This is a genomic window from Buchnera aphidicola (Thelaxes suberi) (assembly GCF_964059005.1).
Classification (GTDB): Bacteria; Pseudomonadota; Gammaproteobacteria; order Enterobacterales; family Enterobacteriaceae; genus Buchnera_I; species Buchnera_I aphidicola_C.
On the sequence record NZ_OZ060389.1, the window covers coordinates 365,971 to 382,397 of the forward strand.

The window sequence follows — 16,427 nt, forward strand, 5'->3', positions numbered from 1 at the left end:
AAAATAAATAAAAATAATTATGAAATTAATAATTTTTTATTAAATATAAAAAAATTTTTTAAAAAATAAAAAATTGTTTTATTATTTGAATATATTTAGATAATGAATTAACATTTACATTATACCGAATAAATAAAAAAAATAAAGAAAAATAAAATAGTTTTATTCAATCGTAATAATTTATCATTATATAAAACAAGTTAAATAAAACATGAAAAAAAAAATACATGGTTTTATAGAAAAAATTATTGAAAATGATATTAAAAAAAATAATCAAATGATATTAAGAACTAGATTTCCTCCTGAACCAAATGGATATTTACATATAGGTCATGTAAAATCTATATATTTAAATTTTACATTAGCTGAATATTATAATGGATTGTGCAATCTTCGATACGATGATACTAATCCAAAAAAAGAAAAAAAAAAATTTGTTAATGCAATTAAAAAAGACATTCTTTGGATGGGATTTAATATAAAAAATATTACTTTTACATCAGAATATTTTGATATTTTATATACATATGCTGTTGAATTAATAAAGAAAAAACTAGCTTATGTGGATCAATTAACAAAAAAAGAAATACATGATTATCGAGGAACATTAAAACAAAAAGGAATAAACAGTCCTTACAGAAATCAAAACGTTCAAAAAAATCTAGATTTATTTTCAAAAATGAAAAATGGTTTTTTTTCTGAAGGAACAGTATGCTTAAGAGCTAAAATTAATATGAGTTCTTCATCTATTATTATGAGAGATCCTGTATTATATCGAGTAATTGAAAGTAAACATTATCATACCCAGAACAAATGGTTCATATACCCTACTTATGATTTTGCACATTGTATATCAGATGCAATCGAAGGTATTACACATTCATTATGTACATTAGAGTTTCAAGAAAACAAAAAATTATACGAATGGATACTCACTAATATTTCTGTATCAAATTATCCACGTCAATATGAATATGCTAGATTAAAACTAGAATTTACCATTCTTTCTAAAAGAAAATTACAAATATTAATAGAAAAAAAGATAATTTCAGGTTGGGATGATCCAAGAATACCAACTATTTCGGGTTTAAGAAACAAAGGTTACACTCCAGAATCTTTACGAGATTTTGTTCAAAAAACAGGATTTAGTAAACAAGATAGTTTAATACCATTACATCTATTAGAATCATCAATTAGAAAAGATCTTAATATGAAATCAATAAGACGCATGGCTGTTATTGATCCTTTACTTATAATAATAGAAAATATTGATTTATTACATTGCGAAAATATTACCGTTCCTAACCATCCTAATGTACCTACTATGGGGTCAAGGAAAATCATTTTTAGTCGAGAAATATACATTAATCGTGATGATTTTAAAGAATATGCTGATGATAATTATACGAGACTAACATATAATAATGAAGTTCGATTACGTTACGCTTATACTATTAAAGTCACAAGAATTGAAAAAAATAAAAAAAACGAAATAATAAAACTGTTTTGCATATATGACAAAAATACTTTTAAAACACAACCAAAAAACAAAAAAATATCAGGTGTAATACATTGGATATCAAAGAAAAATGTTATTCCAACAAAATTTTATTTTTATTCTCCCTTGTTCACTATAAAAAATCCAGATTTAGAAAAAAACTTCTTAAATTATATATCTAAAAAATCTAAAATAAAAAAAAATGGTTTTATAGAAAAAGACTTACCTAACAATATCTCATGTATTCCTTATCAATTTGAAAGAATAGGTTACTTTATTATAAAAAAAGAAAAAAATAAATTAACTACTTGTCATCAAACAGTTAGCTTGAAGTGAATTAATATAATATATGTTATTCAATATTACTTGAATCAAAATTTAATTCTTATTTAATTGTATATAATAAAAACAAAAAATGTTTTTCTGTAATATTTATACTTTATATAGATATATTATTTTAAACAATATTAAATAACTTACAAAAAAAAATGATTACGATTATAATATATAAACATAAAATTAAAATTTTATTAAAACAAAAAAAATATTACCTATAATTTTCATAAAAAATAAATAACAGATATATTAATTAAAAAATTGATACAATTCTTTATTAATAAAAATAAAAAAAATGAGGTTCATATTATGAGTTCTAAAATAAATAGAATATTTGCTCGAGAAATTATTGATTCAAGAGGTAATCCTACTATAGAAGCTGAAGTGCGCTTAGAAAATGGATCATTTGGAGTTGCTTCTGTTCCTTCCGGAGCTTCGACTGGTATAAGAGAAGCTTTAGAATTAAGAGATAATAATCCAGAATATTTTGCAGGAAAAGGAGTGTCTAAAGCAATCAATTTTATTAATAAAAATATAAATAAAGAATTATTTCAAAAAGAAGCAACTGAACAAGAAATCATTGATTCAATGATGATTAAATTAGATGGAACAGAAAATAAATCACAATTAGGAGCTAATGCAATTCTAGCTGTTTCACTTGCTGTAGCAAAAGCTGCTGCTAATTATAAAAAAGAACCATTATTTAAACATATTGCACAATTATATAATAAACCTGATATATTCTCTATGCCGTTACCTATGATGAATATAATTAATGGCGGTAAACATGCTAATAATAATATTGATATTCAAGAATTTATGATTCAACCAGTTTCGGCTCAAAATATTAAACATGCTATCAAAATAGGATGTGATGTCTTTCATTCTTTATATCAAATTTTAAAGAAAAATAAATTAAATACATCAGTGGGAGATGAAGGAGGTTTCGCTCCAGATTTAAAATCTAATCAAGAAGCATTATTTTTTATCGAAAAAGCTATCACAATGGCAGGTTATTCATTAGGAAATGACATATTATTAGCAATAGATTGCGCAGCTTCAGAGTTATATAATAAAAAAAGTAAAAAATACGTCTTAAAAGGGGAAAACAAAACCTTTAACAGTAAAGAATTTACACACTATTTAATGAAGTTAAAAAATTCTTTTCCTATATCTTCTATAGAAGATGGTCAAGATGAATCAGACTGGGATGGATTTGCATATCAAACTAAAAAACTCGGAAAAACAACACAGCTAGTCGGAGATGATTTATTTGTTACTAATACCAAAATATTAAAAAAAGGAATTCAAAATAATATTGTTAATACAATTTTAATTAAACCTAATCAAATTGGAACGTTAACAGAAACACTAAATGCTATTAGAATGGCTCAAAATGCTAATTATGGTGTTATAATATCTCACAGATCAGGAGAAACAGAAGATACTACAATAGCTGATTTAGCAGTAGCAACATCCGCAGGTCAAATAAAAACAGGTTCATTATGTCGTACAGATCGAACATCAAAATATAACCAACTGATTCGCATTGAAGAATTTTTAGGTTATAATAAAGCTCCATTTCAAGGGAGAAAAGAGTTAAAAAATTTTATTTAAAAATTTGACTATATCATTAAAAAAAACAATTTTATGTAAGTAATTTTATATTAGTTGATATTAATTATCTAATTAGTACCAACTAGTACAATAACATAAAAAAATTTTTTATCTATTTTAGATGTTTATATAAATAAAACTTTAAGTAATAATTAAAAATTATTAATTAATAATATTATTTTTGATTAATATTTTTATTATTTTATTTACTATAGAATTTAAATCATCGGATCCGTTAATAGAAATATCAGGATAATCTGGAGGTTCGTATAATGAACTAATTCCAGTAAAATTTTGTATATTGCCTAATATTGCATTTTTATAAAGATTTTTAGGGTCTCTTTTTTGGCAAATCTCTAAAGGAGTATTTATAAAAATTTCAAAAAAATTTTTTTTTTGTAAAATATTTTTAATACGTAAACGATCTTTTTTATATGGAGAAATTAAACTAACTAAAACTATCAAACCAGCATCTATCATCAATTTTACAACTTCTGTAACTCTACGCATGTTTTCTATTCTATCTTTCTTACTAAAACTTAAATCGTTACACAATCCAGATCGAATGTTATCTCCATCTAATAAATATGTAGAAATACCTTTTTCATATAATTTTTTTTCCAAAAAACTAGCAATAGTTGATTTACCGGATCCTGATAAACCAGTAAACCATAATACTGCTGATTGATGTTTATTTTTTTTTTCTCTTAAATTTTGATTAACATAAAATTTATGTATAAAAAGATCTTTTAAATAATTATTATTCATTGGTATTAATACTCATTATTATAAAATTTATATATTCCAATGAGGAAAATGTTTTTTAATGATTTTTTTTAAATCATCTTCAAATGTAGATGTATGCGAAACATTTAATATGTTTTGATTTATAAGTATATTTTTTATCATTCCAGCTCCAATTGTCTCATTATTATTAGGATCTATTATAATAAAACCTCCTAAAGTTTTATTATTTTTATAAGTATCGCAAACAATAAGTTCATCAAAGTTAATTTCAACGACACCTATTTCGTTTAATGATAAACTATTAGCATTTTCTTTTTGCAAATTAGTAATATTTATCACATAATAAATTTGTCGAATTAAACCTCGAGTTTTTTTATGATTAATTTTAATATCATATAAACTATTTAAACGTAAATTACTACTAGACATCCATACAATCGTTGCTGTAATTTTTTTTGTGACAGATATAATTGATTTAGAGTCAACTAATACATCACCTCTACTGATGTCTAAATTATCTTTAAGAGTAATCGTAACTGGATGATTGCTTTCAACTTTTTTAAAATTTCTATCATATGTAATAATATTAGAAATTACAGAATAATGATTAGAAGGTAAAATTTTTACATGCTGCCCGATAGATAATGTACCTTGTGCTACTGTTCCCGCATACCCTCTAAAATCAGAAGTAAGACGATTAACATATTGTATAGGAAAACACATACATCTTTTATTTGTAATAGAATTATTTATTTCTATGTTTTCTATAAATTGTAATAACGTTTTTCCTTTATACCAATTTGCAAAATTATTAGAAAAAACAATGTTTTCTCCATTCAATGCAGATATTGGAATAAAATATACACTTATTTCTGAAGATAATCGCATAATAAATTCGCTGAATTTTTTTTTTATTGCATTAAAAATTTCTTGTTGATACCGAACTGTATCCATTTTATTAATTGCAACTAGTAAATACCGAATTCCTAATAATTTTGCGATAAAAGCATGACGAAAAGTTTGTTCTAATAATCCTTTTTTTGCATCTACTAATAATACAGCTAAATCACATGTAGATGCTCCAGTAACCATATTACACGTATATTGCGCATGACCAGGAGTGTCTGCTATAATAAATTTTCTTTTTTTTGTATAAAAATATCGATATGCAACATCAATAGTAATTCCTTGTTCTATTTCAGCTTGTAAACCATCTACTAATAACGCATAATCAACATTATTACCTTGAGTTCCATGGCGTTTGCTATCATTTTGTAATGAAATTAACTGATCACTATAAATTTGTTTTGTATCGTGCAATAACCGGCCAATTAAAGTACTTTTTCCATCATCCACACTACCGCAAGTTAAAAACCGTAATATATTTTTATTATGATTAAGATTTAAAAAATCTATACTCAATTGTTGCACTGTTTTATTATCATTAATCTTATTATTCATAATTTAATAAACCCTTAAAAATATCCTTTTCTTTTTTTTACTTCCATAGAATCAGATACATTATGATCGATTAAACGACCTGTTCTTTCACTAGTACTCGTTAATAGCATTTCTTCAATAATTTTAGGAAGTGTATCAGCATCAGATTTTATTGCGCTTGTTAAAGGCCAACATCCTAATGTTCTAAATCGTATTTTTCGTGATTTTATTTGTTCATTTTTCTGTAATTCTATTCTATCATCATCAATCATCAATATCATTTTATTTCTTTTAATCGTTGGTCTTTTTTTTGCAAAATAAAGTGAAACAATACTAATGTTTTCTAAATAAATATATTGCCAAATATCTAATTCAGTCCAATTTGATAATGGAAAAACTCGCATAGTTTCACCTGGAAATATTTGTCCATTATAAATATTCCATAATTCAGGCCGTTGTTTCTTTGGATCCCATTTATGATGACTATCTCTAAACGAATAAATTCTTTCCTTTGCTCGAGATTTTTCCTCATCTCTTCTTGCTCCACCAAAAGCAGCATCAAATTTATATTTTTCGATTGCTTTTTTTAATGATTCTGTTTTCATAATTTCAGTATATCTAGCAACATCGGATGATAAAAATGGATTGATTTTATCATCTTTTTTTTGTTGATTCGTATATATTATTAAATTTAAATTGTTTTCTCTCGCAGTTTTATCTCGAAAAGCATACATTTCACGAAATTTCCAATTAGTATCAATATGTAATAACGAAAAAGGAATCCTACCAGGATAAAAAGCTTTTTTTGCTAAATGCAACATTACAGAAGAATCTTTACCAATAGAATACAGCATGATAGGATTATTAAATTCAGATACTGCTTCTCTAATAATTGAAATACTTTCTGCTTCTAACTGTGATAAATGCTTAAACCCTTCCCGTTTCATTAATCAATACTCCTGTAAAAATAATTAAATATCAGTAAAACTACTATTTTTTTTTTCTATATATGTATTTTTTTGAAACCAATTAAATCTATAATGGTATTGAACAACATCTCCAATAATCAATAAAATAGGAGATTTAAGAGTAATTTTATAATATTGTAATGAATATAATGATTTTATTAGAATAGTTTGGTTAGATGTAGTGGCTGCGCTAATTATACCTACTTGCGTGTCCTTAGAAAGACCTTTTTTTATTAAATCTGAAGCGATTAAATTAGACATCAATTTAGCCATATAAAAAACAAACGTATATTTTTTTATATTTTTACTACAAAAATAGAAAGTTTCTGAATTATAATCATGACCAGAAAGAAATATTACACCTTGTGAAATATTACGATAAGTTAAAGGAATACCAGAAAAAGCAGCCGCTCCAATAGGAGCAGTGATTCCTGGAATTACTTCAAAATAAATTTTTTTTTCAAAAATATATTGTAACTCTTCTCCTCCTCGTCCAAATATAAAATTGTCACCTCCTTTTAATCGAACTACTTTTTTTCCTCTTTGAGCATATAAAACTAATAATTTGTGAATCGTATTTTGATTAATTAATACTTTACCTCTTTTTTTTCCAACACAAATACATTCAGCGTCTCTTCTAATTAATTCTAATACTTCTTTACCTACTAATCTATCATAAAAAACAATATCAGCTTCTTGAAGAGCTCGCAAAGCACTTAAAGTTAATAATCCTCCATTTCCTGGACCACTTCCTACTAAAGTAATCTTTCCCTTTTTAAAAGAGGATGCATTACATAAAATGCTTTTAAATGTACGATATGCATTACAGATATCATTATTTAACATTTGATCAAAAAAAATACTTGTAAATAATTTTTCCCAAAAAGTTTTACAATCATGAGATTTTTTTAAATAAAACTTTATTTTTTCTCTCCATTTTAATGCAAAACGTGCTATTTGACCTATTCCAAAAGGAAGAATAGATTCGATTTTTTCACGAAATAATTTTAATAAAACTGGTGAAGATCCAGATGAAGTTAAAGCAACTATAATTGGATTACGATCAATAATAGATGGAAAGATACATGAACATTTTTCAATATCATCAACTACATTTACAAATATACATTTTTTATTAGATAATAAAGAAATTTGTTTATTTAAAAAATTATTATTAGTAGCTACGATAACTAAAAAAATATTTTCAAGATATTTTTCATAAAATTCTGTATCTATCCATTCTATTTTTTTTTCTTTTAATAATATTTTTAAGTCAACACAAATCTTTCTGGCTACTACCTTAATATAAGGGTTAGACCGTAATAATAAAATTATTTTTCTAAACGCTACTTTTCCGCCCCCAACTACTAATACATTTTTTTGTTTTAATTTTAAAAAAAGAGGAAAATAATCCATAATGTTCCTAATACAATTTTAACAATTCAATAAAAAAATAAAAATATACATAATTTATCTAGTTATTATTTTAAATACATTCGTGTAATCCACATTCTCTTTTTAAACCAAAAAAACGAGTTTCTTTTTCAGACATACACTTATTTATTGGTTTAGTAGTATGAACATCTCCTACTGAAATATATCCTTTATTATATAAAGGATGAACAAATAAATCATTTTCCGTAATATATTCTTGAACCATTTTATCATCCCAATCAATAATTGGTAAAAATTTAAATACATTATTTTGAACATTTAAAATGGATAAAGAAGCGCGTAAATCAGATTGTTGATTTCTTAGACCAGCAAACCATGTTTGAGCTTGTAATTTTTTTAATGCTTCTTTCATAGGATCAATCTTGTTTATTTGATTATATAATTCTAATCCAGATATTCCTTGCTCCCATAATTTTCCATACCGAGCTTCTTGCCATGCTGGAGATAAGTTTGATCGAAATATTTTCAAATTAAATTTAAACTTATTAATTACTTTATCAACAAACAGGTAAGTTTCTTTAAATAAATAACCAGTATCAATAAAAATTACGGGAATATCTTTATAATACTTATTAATTAAATGTAGGGACACTAACGATTGAATGCCAAAACTAGAACTCATAATATGATTATGAGGTAAATTTTCTATTGCCCATAAGATTCTATTACTAATAGACATTTTTTGTAACTTAATATTAGTTAAATATAACAGTTCATTTTTTTTTTTTAAATTTAAGTTATTAAATTTTTTTATGTTAAACAAAAAATTTTCCTTAATATTCATTTTTTTGACCAAAATTCACTAGATGGATTAATAATTTCTTTTACAATACCAATTCTAATAACAAAATCTCCAAAAGATTCTTTTAAATTACGTTTTACTGACCACACTTGTATTAATTTACTTAATTTATTTAAAATTTCAGACTCTGTAACATTTTCTTCATATAATGTAGGAATACGCGTTCCAATACGATTACCACCTATATATAAATTATATTTTCCAGGAGATTTTCCCACTAATGCAATTTCTGCTAATAATGCACGCGCACAACCATTAGGACATCCAGTAACACGCACAACAATATATTCTTGAAACATTTTATTATCAATCAGTATTAGTTCTAATTTTGTAACAAAATTTTCTAACATTCTTTCTGCTTCAGCCATAGCAAGCGGGCAAGTAGGAAATGAAACGCAAGCCATAGAATTCTGTCTTATATATGATATAGAATTTGATAATCCATATTTTTTAATAATATTTATTATATTTTTTTTATATTTTTCTTTGACATCAGATATAATTAGATTTTGATTTGCAGTGATTTTGAAATTACCGTGATATGTTTGGGCAATCTCATATAAAGCTGATTGTAATTTAAAATTATGAGTATTTTTTATTCGACCATTAGGAATAAATAGAGTATAATTCCATTTTTGATTAGTACCTTTAATCCAATGAAATCGATCTCCTCTTGAAATAAAATGATATTTTTTTATCGGTAATAAAATAGTGTTAGATCGTTTCTCTATTTCTTTTTTAAAATATTTTAATCCTACTCTGTGTAAAGTATATCTTGTTTTTGCTTGTTTTCTGTTTGTTCGATCTCCCCAATCTCTTTGTATTGTTACAACTGATTCTACTACAGATATAATATCCTTATATAATACAAACCCTACTTCTTGACTAATACCTGGCCAAGTTAATTTATTATTGTGTTCAAAAGATAATCCACCTCCTACTAATAAATTAAATCCAATAATGTTATTTTTTGAGTCTAATATTGTAATTAAACTCATATCATTAGCATGAATATCAACGTCATTATAGGGAGGAACAACAATACTAATTTTAAATTTTCTAGGTAAGTAAAATTTACTTAATAACGGTTCATCGTCTTCAGTAGTAAAAATTTTTTTCTTATCTAACCATATTTCTGCGTATGCTTTTGTTTTAGGAAGTAAATGTTGTGATATTATTTTAGATAATTCATATACTTGATGAGAAACATTTGATTCATTAGGGTTAGAAGTACAAATAACATTACGATTGACATCATTAGCTGTAGCTAATGAATCCAAATTAATTTCATGCAACATTTGATGAGCTTGTTTTAAATTATGTTTGAATATTCCATGCAATTGAAAAGTTTGTCTATTAGTTAATCGAATTGTCTTATAAAAAGTATAATTAATTGCAAAGTCATTAATTTTTATCCATTGATCCGTGGTAATAACACCACCAGGTAATCTACACCTTAACATCATAGCATATTTTGGTTCTAATTTTTGTTCTAATCGTTCAGATCTAATATCGCGATCATCTTGTTGATACATTCCATGAAATCGAATAAGATAAAAATTATCCCCTGTAAATCCATTAGTTAATGTTTTTTTTAAATCTTGATCAATAGTACCACGAAGATAATTACTATCTCCTTTTATTCTTTCAAAATCAGTTAGATTACCTTCTACAACAAATTTGCTATTATTTTTTTTATCCATTAATATACATCTCTTTGATAACGTTTCTCTAATCTTAATGTATTTAATAAATTATTTGCTTCTTCTGTATTAACATGGTTATATTCGCAAATAATTTGAATTAAAGTATTTTCTACATCTTTTGCCATCTTTGATGCATTTCCACAAACATAAATATAAGCTTTGTCAGTATTGATCCATTTCCATATTTTTTTCCCATTTTTTAATAATTCATCTTGTACATATATTTTTTTGTCTTGATCTTGAGACCATGCTAAATTAATACGATTTAGTAATCCTTTTTTAAAAAATATTTGCCATTCCTGTTGATATAAAAAATCTTCACTAGAACTTTGATTACCAAAAAAAAGCCAATTTTTTCCATGCGCTTTTTTATTTTCTCTTTCTTGTAGAAATGAACGAAATGGAGCTATACCAGTTCCTGAAGCAATCATAATAATTGGAGAATTATCATTAATAGGTAATTTAAAATTATTATTTTTTTCTATAAATATTTTAACTTTATCTCCATAATTTACAAGTTTAGATAAATATCCAGATGCTCCACCTAAATATACTTTATTATAAAAATAATTCTGTACTATATTAACAGTGATATGAATTTCTTCATCATTTTCTAATTGTGATGAAGATATAGAATAAAATCTTGGCTTTAAAGGAACTAAGATTGAAACAAAATCTTGCGCACTTATTATAGAAGGAAATTGTTTTAACATACATACTAAAGAATTTTTTTTTACATATATAAGTCTTTTTTTTAAATCAGATGCTATTTTTAATAAATCAACATGATTATTAATTAAAGCATATTTTTTTAAAACATTAATATTATTTGTAGTTAATTCAAAATTATTTTCTAATACGTTAAATATACTTTCATATTTTTTATTAAACAATATTTTTTCATTTTGATTAATATTCAGTATTTCTAATATTTCTAAGATTAATTCAGCATCATTTTTATACCAAATACCAATTGAATCTCCTGGATAATATTTAATTCCTGAATTCATAATATTTAATTCAATATGTCTTACATCTTTTTTAGAATATCTACCTGTAATTTTTTGATTAACTATTAAAGTAGATGTAAAAGGTCGCATCTTGTTATAAGTATTTTGTACAAACTTATTATCACCAGTTTTTTTATTAAAATTATTATTACTTATTAACGATACAGTATTTTTTTTTTTAATAACATTAATTATATCATCACACCATTTTATTGAAAGACCATTATAATCAACATCGGCATCAATACGATTAATTAATTTTTTTGCCCCTAAAGAAGATAAAATATTGTCAAAATCTTTTCCTGCTTGACAAAAATATTCATATGAAGAATCCCCTAAACTAAAAATACTATATGTCAAATTATTTAAATTAGGAGCTTGTTTTGATTTCAAAAAATTATACATTGGTAAAGCTATTTCAGGAGGCTCTCCTTCTCCTTGTGTTGATATAACTAATATTAAAATCTTTTCTAAATGAATTTTTTTAAATTTATATTCATTAGCATCAAATAATTGATTTGGAATATTAAATTTTAATAAGTGTTTCTGAACATACTCTGATACTAACCGCGCGTTTCCTGTTTGTGAAGCTGAAATAATTGTTACATTTAATTGATTAATGTTTTCTTTTACAGGTGTATTAATCTCAGATGAAGTTAGTAATTTTTCTGAAATACTATTTTTTTGCGTTAAACCCCAAAAAAACCCAGATGTCCAAATACATTGATTAATAGTTAAATTTTCTGCAAAACTATTTAAAATATTCATTTGTTTTTCAGAAAATGGATGTATCAATTGCGTTTCATCTTTTTTTTTCATTACGTATATAACCTAAATTTTTTTATTAAAAATAAATTTAAAATTAAGAAAAAATAATTTATTTATTAAAAATCAATATTTTAATTTAATAAATTAATAATTGTTAATTATTGATATTTAATTTTTTATATAGAATAAAATATGTTAACATCTTTTAACCTATGTGTCACAATAAGTATAAATGATTTAAATTTTTAAAGATTGCAGAGTAAATTTATCAGAATTCTCTTAATATTTTATTGATATTCATTAAAATTAAAAATTTAAAATTATTTTTTTTACTATTTATGAAATATTTATAATTAAAATTATTATTTCTATTAATAATTATATTTAAACTATTTAATTTAGTATTAATCTACTTATTTTGTTAAAAAATTTATTTTATAGTTATACAATGAAAAAAATAAAAATATCTATATAATTAATACAATTTTATTACATAAAATTTTTTTTTCAAAAAGAGTGTAATTATGTTATACAATAGTCAATTAAATACAACATTAATAATTGATGGTAATACTTATTTATATCAATCTTTTTTTGCATATCCATTATTAAAAAACAAAAAAGGTGAACATTGTGGAGCAATATATGGATTTTTAAATAAAATAAAAAGTTTATTATTAAAAATAAATCCAAAAAAAATAATAATAGTATTTGATTCACCTTTATTAAACTTTAGACATAAACTATTTAAAGCATATAAAATTAATCGCCCATCAATGCCTAATTTATTAAAATTACAAATTACTCCGTTAAAAAAAATTATCAATGCCATGGGGATACCAATTATTACTATTCCATATATAGAAGGTGATGATATTATAGGAACATTATCAAAAATAGGAGAATCAAAAAAAGAAACTATATTGTTATGTAGTAACGATAAAGATATGGAGCAATTAATTAATAAAAATGTTTCTATTATAAATAATAAAATGGAAAATATTGGATTAAAAGAAATAAAAAAAAAATATGGTATATTGCCGCAATATTTAACACATCTTATGGCTTTAATGGGTGATCATTCTGATAATATACCTGGTGTATATGGAATTGGAAAGATTACCGCGATTGCTTTAATTAAAAAATTTAGTACTATATATAGAATATATGAAAATCTTGAAGAAGTAAAAAACACTAAAATACGCGGAATTCAAAATACAATAAATAAATTAAAAAATAATAAAGAAAATGCTTTTCTTTCATTAAAATTAGCAACAATTAAAACAAATATAAAAATTGAAATAGAATGGGAAAAAATAATATTCAATGAACCTAATATTGAAATATTATTTAATATGTTTCAAAAATATGAATTTAAAAAATGGATGTGTGATCTAAAAAAAAATTTTTGGTTAAAACAATATACAAAAAAAAAATGAATCTAAGAAATATAAAAAATGGATAAAAAAAATAAACAAGAAATTGAATATAAAAAACAACAGAGCAATAATATTGGTATTAATTTAACAAAAAATGTTTCTATTTTTTCTTTTATATTTTTTTTTAATAAAAAAAAAAAAAAATATACATTAATTTTGCAGTAAACGAACATGAATCTATTGAATTAAAAATACAAGAAAAATCATTGATATGTATTAATAATCAAAATAATGAATATTTGATTGCCATCAAAAAAATACTTGAAACCAATACAATTACTAAAGTAACTTATAATATAAAATCACAATATAAAATATTACAAAAATACGGTATTAAATTATCTGAAAATACTCATGATATTTTATTAGAAAATTATATCCTTAAAGGAATCATGCAATGTAATGAATTTATAAAAAAAATTAATCAAGATTTTCTATTAAAAGAAAGTAAATATTTTATCCATAAACAAACCAACGAGTTGTCTCCTTATTATGATATATACCACATTCCTCATTATATTTTAAAAATTCACTATAAAAATAAAAAATTTTTAAATAAAGAAATTAAACTAAAATCAATATTATACGATATTGATCGACCAATAGCAAAAATACTGTATGAAATGGAAAACAATGGAGTTTTATTAAATTGTATTAAACTAAAAAATCAATCACAAGAAATCGAAAAAAAATTAGCATGCTTACAACTTAAAGCTTATACATTAGCTAATGAACATTTTAATATTTTATCTAATGAACAAACAAGGCATATTTTATTTCATAAAATAGGTTTTAAAAATATTGATAAAACGCCAAAAGGAAAAAATTCTATCAATGAAACAGTATTAAAAATATTTTCACAAAATCATCGATTACCAAACATAATATTAAAGTATAGAAAATTATATAAATTAAAATCTAATTATTTAGATAAATTAACTAAAATGGTTAATATAAATACAGGAAGAATACATACTTCTTACTGTCAACATTCCACTTCTACAGGAAGATTAACATCTTATTATCCTAACCTACAAAACATACCCAAAAAAACATTAGAAGGAGAAAAAATTAGAGAAGCATTTATTGCTCCAGATAAATATTTAATTTTAACAGTAGATTATTCCCAAATTGAATTAAGAATTTTAGCACATTTTTCAGCAGATAAACTTTTAATTAAATCATTTTATAATAAAGATGATGTACATACTGCTACTGCATCAAATATTTTTGATATAGAAATTAATAAAATTACTATACAACAACGACAAATCGCAAAAATAATTAATTTTTCTGTAATATATGGTATTACTCCCTTTGGATTATCTAAAAAATTAAATATTACTATGAAAGAAGCTAAGCATTATATCGATATGTATTTTAAAAAACATTATGGTATCTTGAATTTTATTAAAAAAACATTAGTATCTACATCAAAAAAAGGATATACATCAACGTTATTTGGAAGAAAAATATATATACCTAATATCAATTCTGATAATACTAATATTAGAAAAGCAGCTCAAAGAGCTTGCGTGAATGCTCCTATGCAAGGAACTACCGCTGACATAATTAAAAAGGCCATGATTAAAGTTAATGAATATTTATCTTTAACTAATTTTCAATATGGAAAAATGATTATTCAAGTACACGATGAATTAATTTTTGAGATAAAAGAAAACAAAATTGATGAAATTACTAAAAATATTTGTTTTATTATGGAAAATATAACATTATTAAATGTTCCTTTAATGGTAAATATAGGAATTGGAAAAAATTGGAATCAAGCTAATAAAATTGCTTAGTAATTTAATTGTATTTATAAAGCTAAAATTTATAATATTTTTTTAAGAAAAGTTGTAAATAATTCATTCCTATTTTTAATGTACAAGAAAATAATATAACATTATTTTTTTTTATGATACTGGTTTCGTTTTTTTTAAAATAATTTAATGTTTGTTTTTGCATAGATTTAGATAACTTATCCGATTTTGATAATAAAATTAATATCGGAATATTCCGTTTAGTTAATAAATTTATTATTTTATAATCTTGGCATCTTAAACATCGTCGAATATCTACAATTAATATTACAGCTTTTAAAGATTTTCTATTATGTAAATATTTTAAGATTAATTCATCAATTTTTATTTTTAAATTTTTAGCAATATTTGCATATCCATAACCAGGTAAATCCACTAGATATTTTGTGTTTTGAATTTTAAAAAAATTAATAGTACGAGTATTTCCAGGGCTCTTACTAGTACGTGCAATTTTTTTTTTATTTATTATCGTATTAATAATACTAGATTTTCCAGAATTAGAATATCCTATAAATGCAATTTCATCATTATTATCAGTTTTTAACTGTTTAATATTAGTAATACTTTGATAAAAAAATGTTGATTGATAATAATCTATTACCATATAATTTCCTTTTTTAATAAAAAAATAAAAATTTTTTTTAAATGATATTAAAACATTAATTAAATTTAATTATTTGACAAAAATAATCTATAGAACATAAACAAATTTATACTATAATAACTTTAATCTTATACTTTAAGATAAAAATATTTTATTATTATTTAAATATATTAATATCTTGTTTTTAATTTAATCTAATAAATAATTAGTTAAG

General features: G+C 23.1%; 13 protein-coding genes. 5 read left to right on the plus strand and 8 right to left on the minus strand.

Annotation, left to right across the window (positions count from 1 at the left end; all coding sequences use genetic code 11):
* The first annotated feature begins 211 nt into the window (after window positions 1–211).
* A complete protein-coding gene (glnS, locus tag AB4W61_RS01685) occupies window positions 212–1,834 on the plus strand; it encodes a glutamine--tRNA ligase (RefSeq protein ID WP_367678797.1) in 1,623 nt (540 codons plus the stop codon).
* Between the two features lie 309 nt (window positions 1,835–2,143).
* Window positions 2,144–3,451, plus strand: coding sequence for a phosphopyruvate hydratase (gene eno, locus AB4W61_RS01690; RefSeq protein ID WP_367678798.1), 1,308 nt, complete (start codon window positions 2,144–2,146; stop codon window positions 3,449–3,451).
* 162 nt (window positions 3,452–3,613) lie between these two features.
* Here the strand turns inward: eno and cysC are convergent, their stop codons facing one another.
* The 7 genes from cysC to AB4W61_RS01725 all read right to left on the minus strand — a co-directional run bounded on the left by cysC (window position 3,614) and on the right by AB4W61_RS01725 (window position 12,398).
* On the minus strand, window positions 3,614–4,219 hold the full coding sequence (gene cysC / locus AB4W61_RS01695; RefSeq protein WP_367678799.1) for an adenylyl-sulfate kinase: 606 nt from the start codon (window positions 4,217–4,219) through the stop codon (window positions 3,614–3,616).
* A 27-nt stretch (window positions 4,220–4,246) separates the two neighbouring features.
* Window positions 4,247–5,659, minus strand: coding sequence for a sulfate adenylyltransferase subunit CysN (gene cysN, locus AB4W61_RS01700; protein WP_367678800.1), 1,413 nt, complete (start codon window positions 5,657–5,659; stop codon window positions 4,247–4,249).
* A 14-nt stretch (window positions 5,660–5,673) separates the two neighbouring features.
* Complete coding sequence (gene cysD / locus AB4W61_RS01705; protein WP_367678801.1) at window positions 5,674–6,585, minus strand: sulfate adenylyltransferase subunit CysD; 912 nt, start codon at window positions 6,583–6,585, stop codon at window positions 5,674–5,676.
* A 24-nt stretch (window positions 6,586–6,609) separates the two neighbouring features.
* Window positions 6,610–8,022: a siroheme synthase CysG gene (cysG, locus tag AB4W61_RS01710; RefSeq protein WP_367678802.1), complete on the minus strand. Its 1,413-nt coding sequence runs from the start codon at window positions 8,020–8,022 to the stop codon at window positions 6,610–6,612.
* A 70-nt stretch (window positions 8,023–8,092) separates the two neighbouring features.
* The gene (locus AB4W61_RS01715) at window positions 8,093–8,815 is read right to left on the minus strand and encodes a phosphoadenylyl-sulfate reductase (protein ID WP_367679162.1); all 723 of its coding nucleotides are present in this window, start codon (window positions 8,813–8,815) and stop codon (window positions 8,093–8,095) included.
* Between the two features lie 26 nt (window positions 8,816–8,841).
* Window positions 8,842–10,566, minus strand: a complete 1,725-nt coding sequence (cysI, locus tag AB4W61_RS01720; RefSeq protein WP_367678803.1) for an assimilatory sulfite reductase (NADPH) hemoprotein subunit — start codon at window positions 10,564–10,566, stop codon at window positions 8,842–8,844.
* Window positions 10,566–12,398: an assimilatory sulfite reductase (NADPH) flavoprotein subunit gene (locus AB4W61_RS01725; RefSeq protein ID WP_367678804.1), complete on the minus strand. Its 1,833-nt coding sequence runs from the start codon at window positions 12,396–12,398 to the stop codon at window positions 10,566–10,568. The genes cysI and AB4W61_RS01725 overlap by 1 nt, the downstream gene beginning before the upstream one ends.
* Before the next feature lie 473 nt (window positions 12,399–12,871).
* Here AB4W61_RS01725 and AB4W61_RS01730 point away from each other — a divergent pair, with 473 nt between their 5' ends.
* The 3 genes from AB4W61_RS01730 to AB4W61_RS01740 all read left to right on the plus strand — a co-directional run bounded on the left by AB4W61_RS01730 (window position 12,872) and on the right by AB4W61_RS01740 (window position 15,591).
* On the plus strand, window positions 12,872–13,786 hold the full coding sequence (locus AB4W61_RS01730) for a 5'-3' exonuclease H3TH domain-containing protein (RefSeq protein WP_367678805.1): 915 nt from the start codon (window positions 12,872–12,874) through the stop codon (window positions 13,784–13,786).
* An 18-nt stretch (window positions 13,787–13,804) separates the two neighbouring features.
* Window positions 13,805–13,951, plus strand: a complete 147-nt coding sequence (locus AB4W61_RS01735) for a hypothetical protein (protein WP_367678806.1) — start codon at window positions 13,805–13,807, stop codon at window positions 13,949–13,951.
* 74 nt (window positions 13,952–14,025) lie between these two features.
* The gene (locus AB4W61_RS01740; RefSeq protein WP_367678807.1) at window positions 14,026–15,591 is read left to right on the plus strand and encodes a DNA polymerase; all 1,566 of its coding nucleotides are present in this window, start codon (window positions 14,026–14,028) and stop codon (window positions 15,589–15,591) included.
* Window positions 15,592–15,613: 22 nt separating this feature from the next.
* On the opposite strand, the gene yihA is transcribed toward AB4W61_RS01740, so the two are convergent.
* Window positions 15,614–16,213, minus strand: coding sequence for a ribosome biogenesis GTP-binding protein YihA/YsxC (gene yihA, locus AB4W61_RS01745; RefSeq protein ID WP_367678808.1), 600 nt, complete (start codon window positions 16,211–16,213; stop codon window positions 15,614–15,616).
* Window positions 16,214–16,427: the final 214 nt, after the last annotated feature.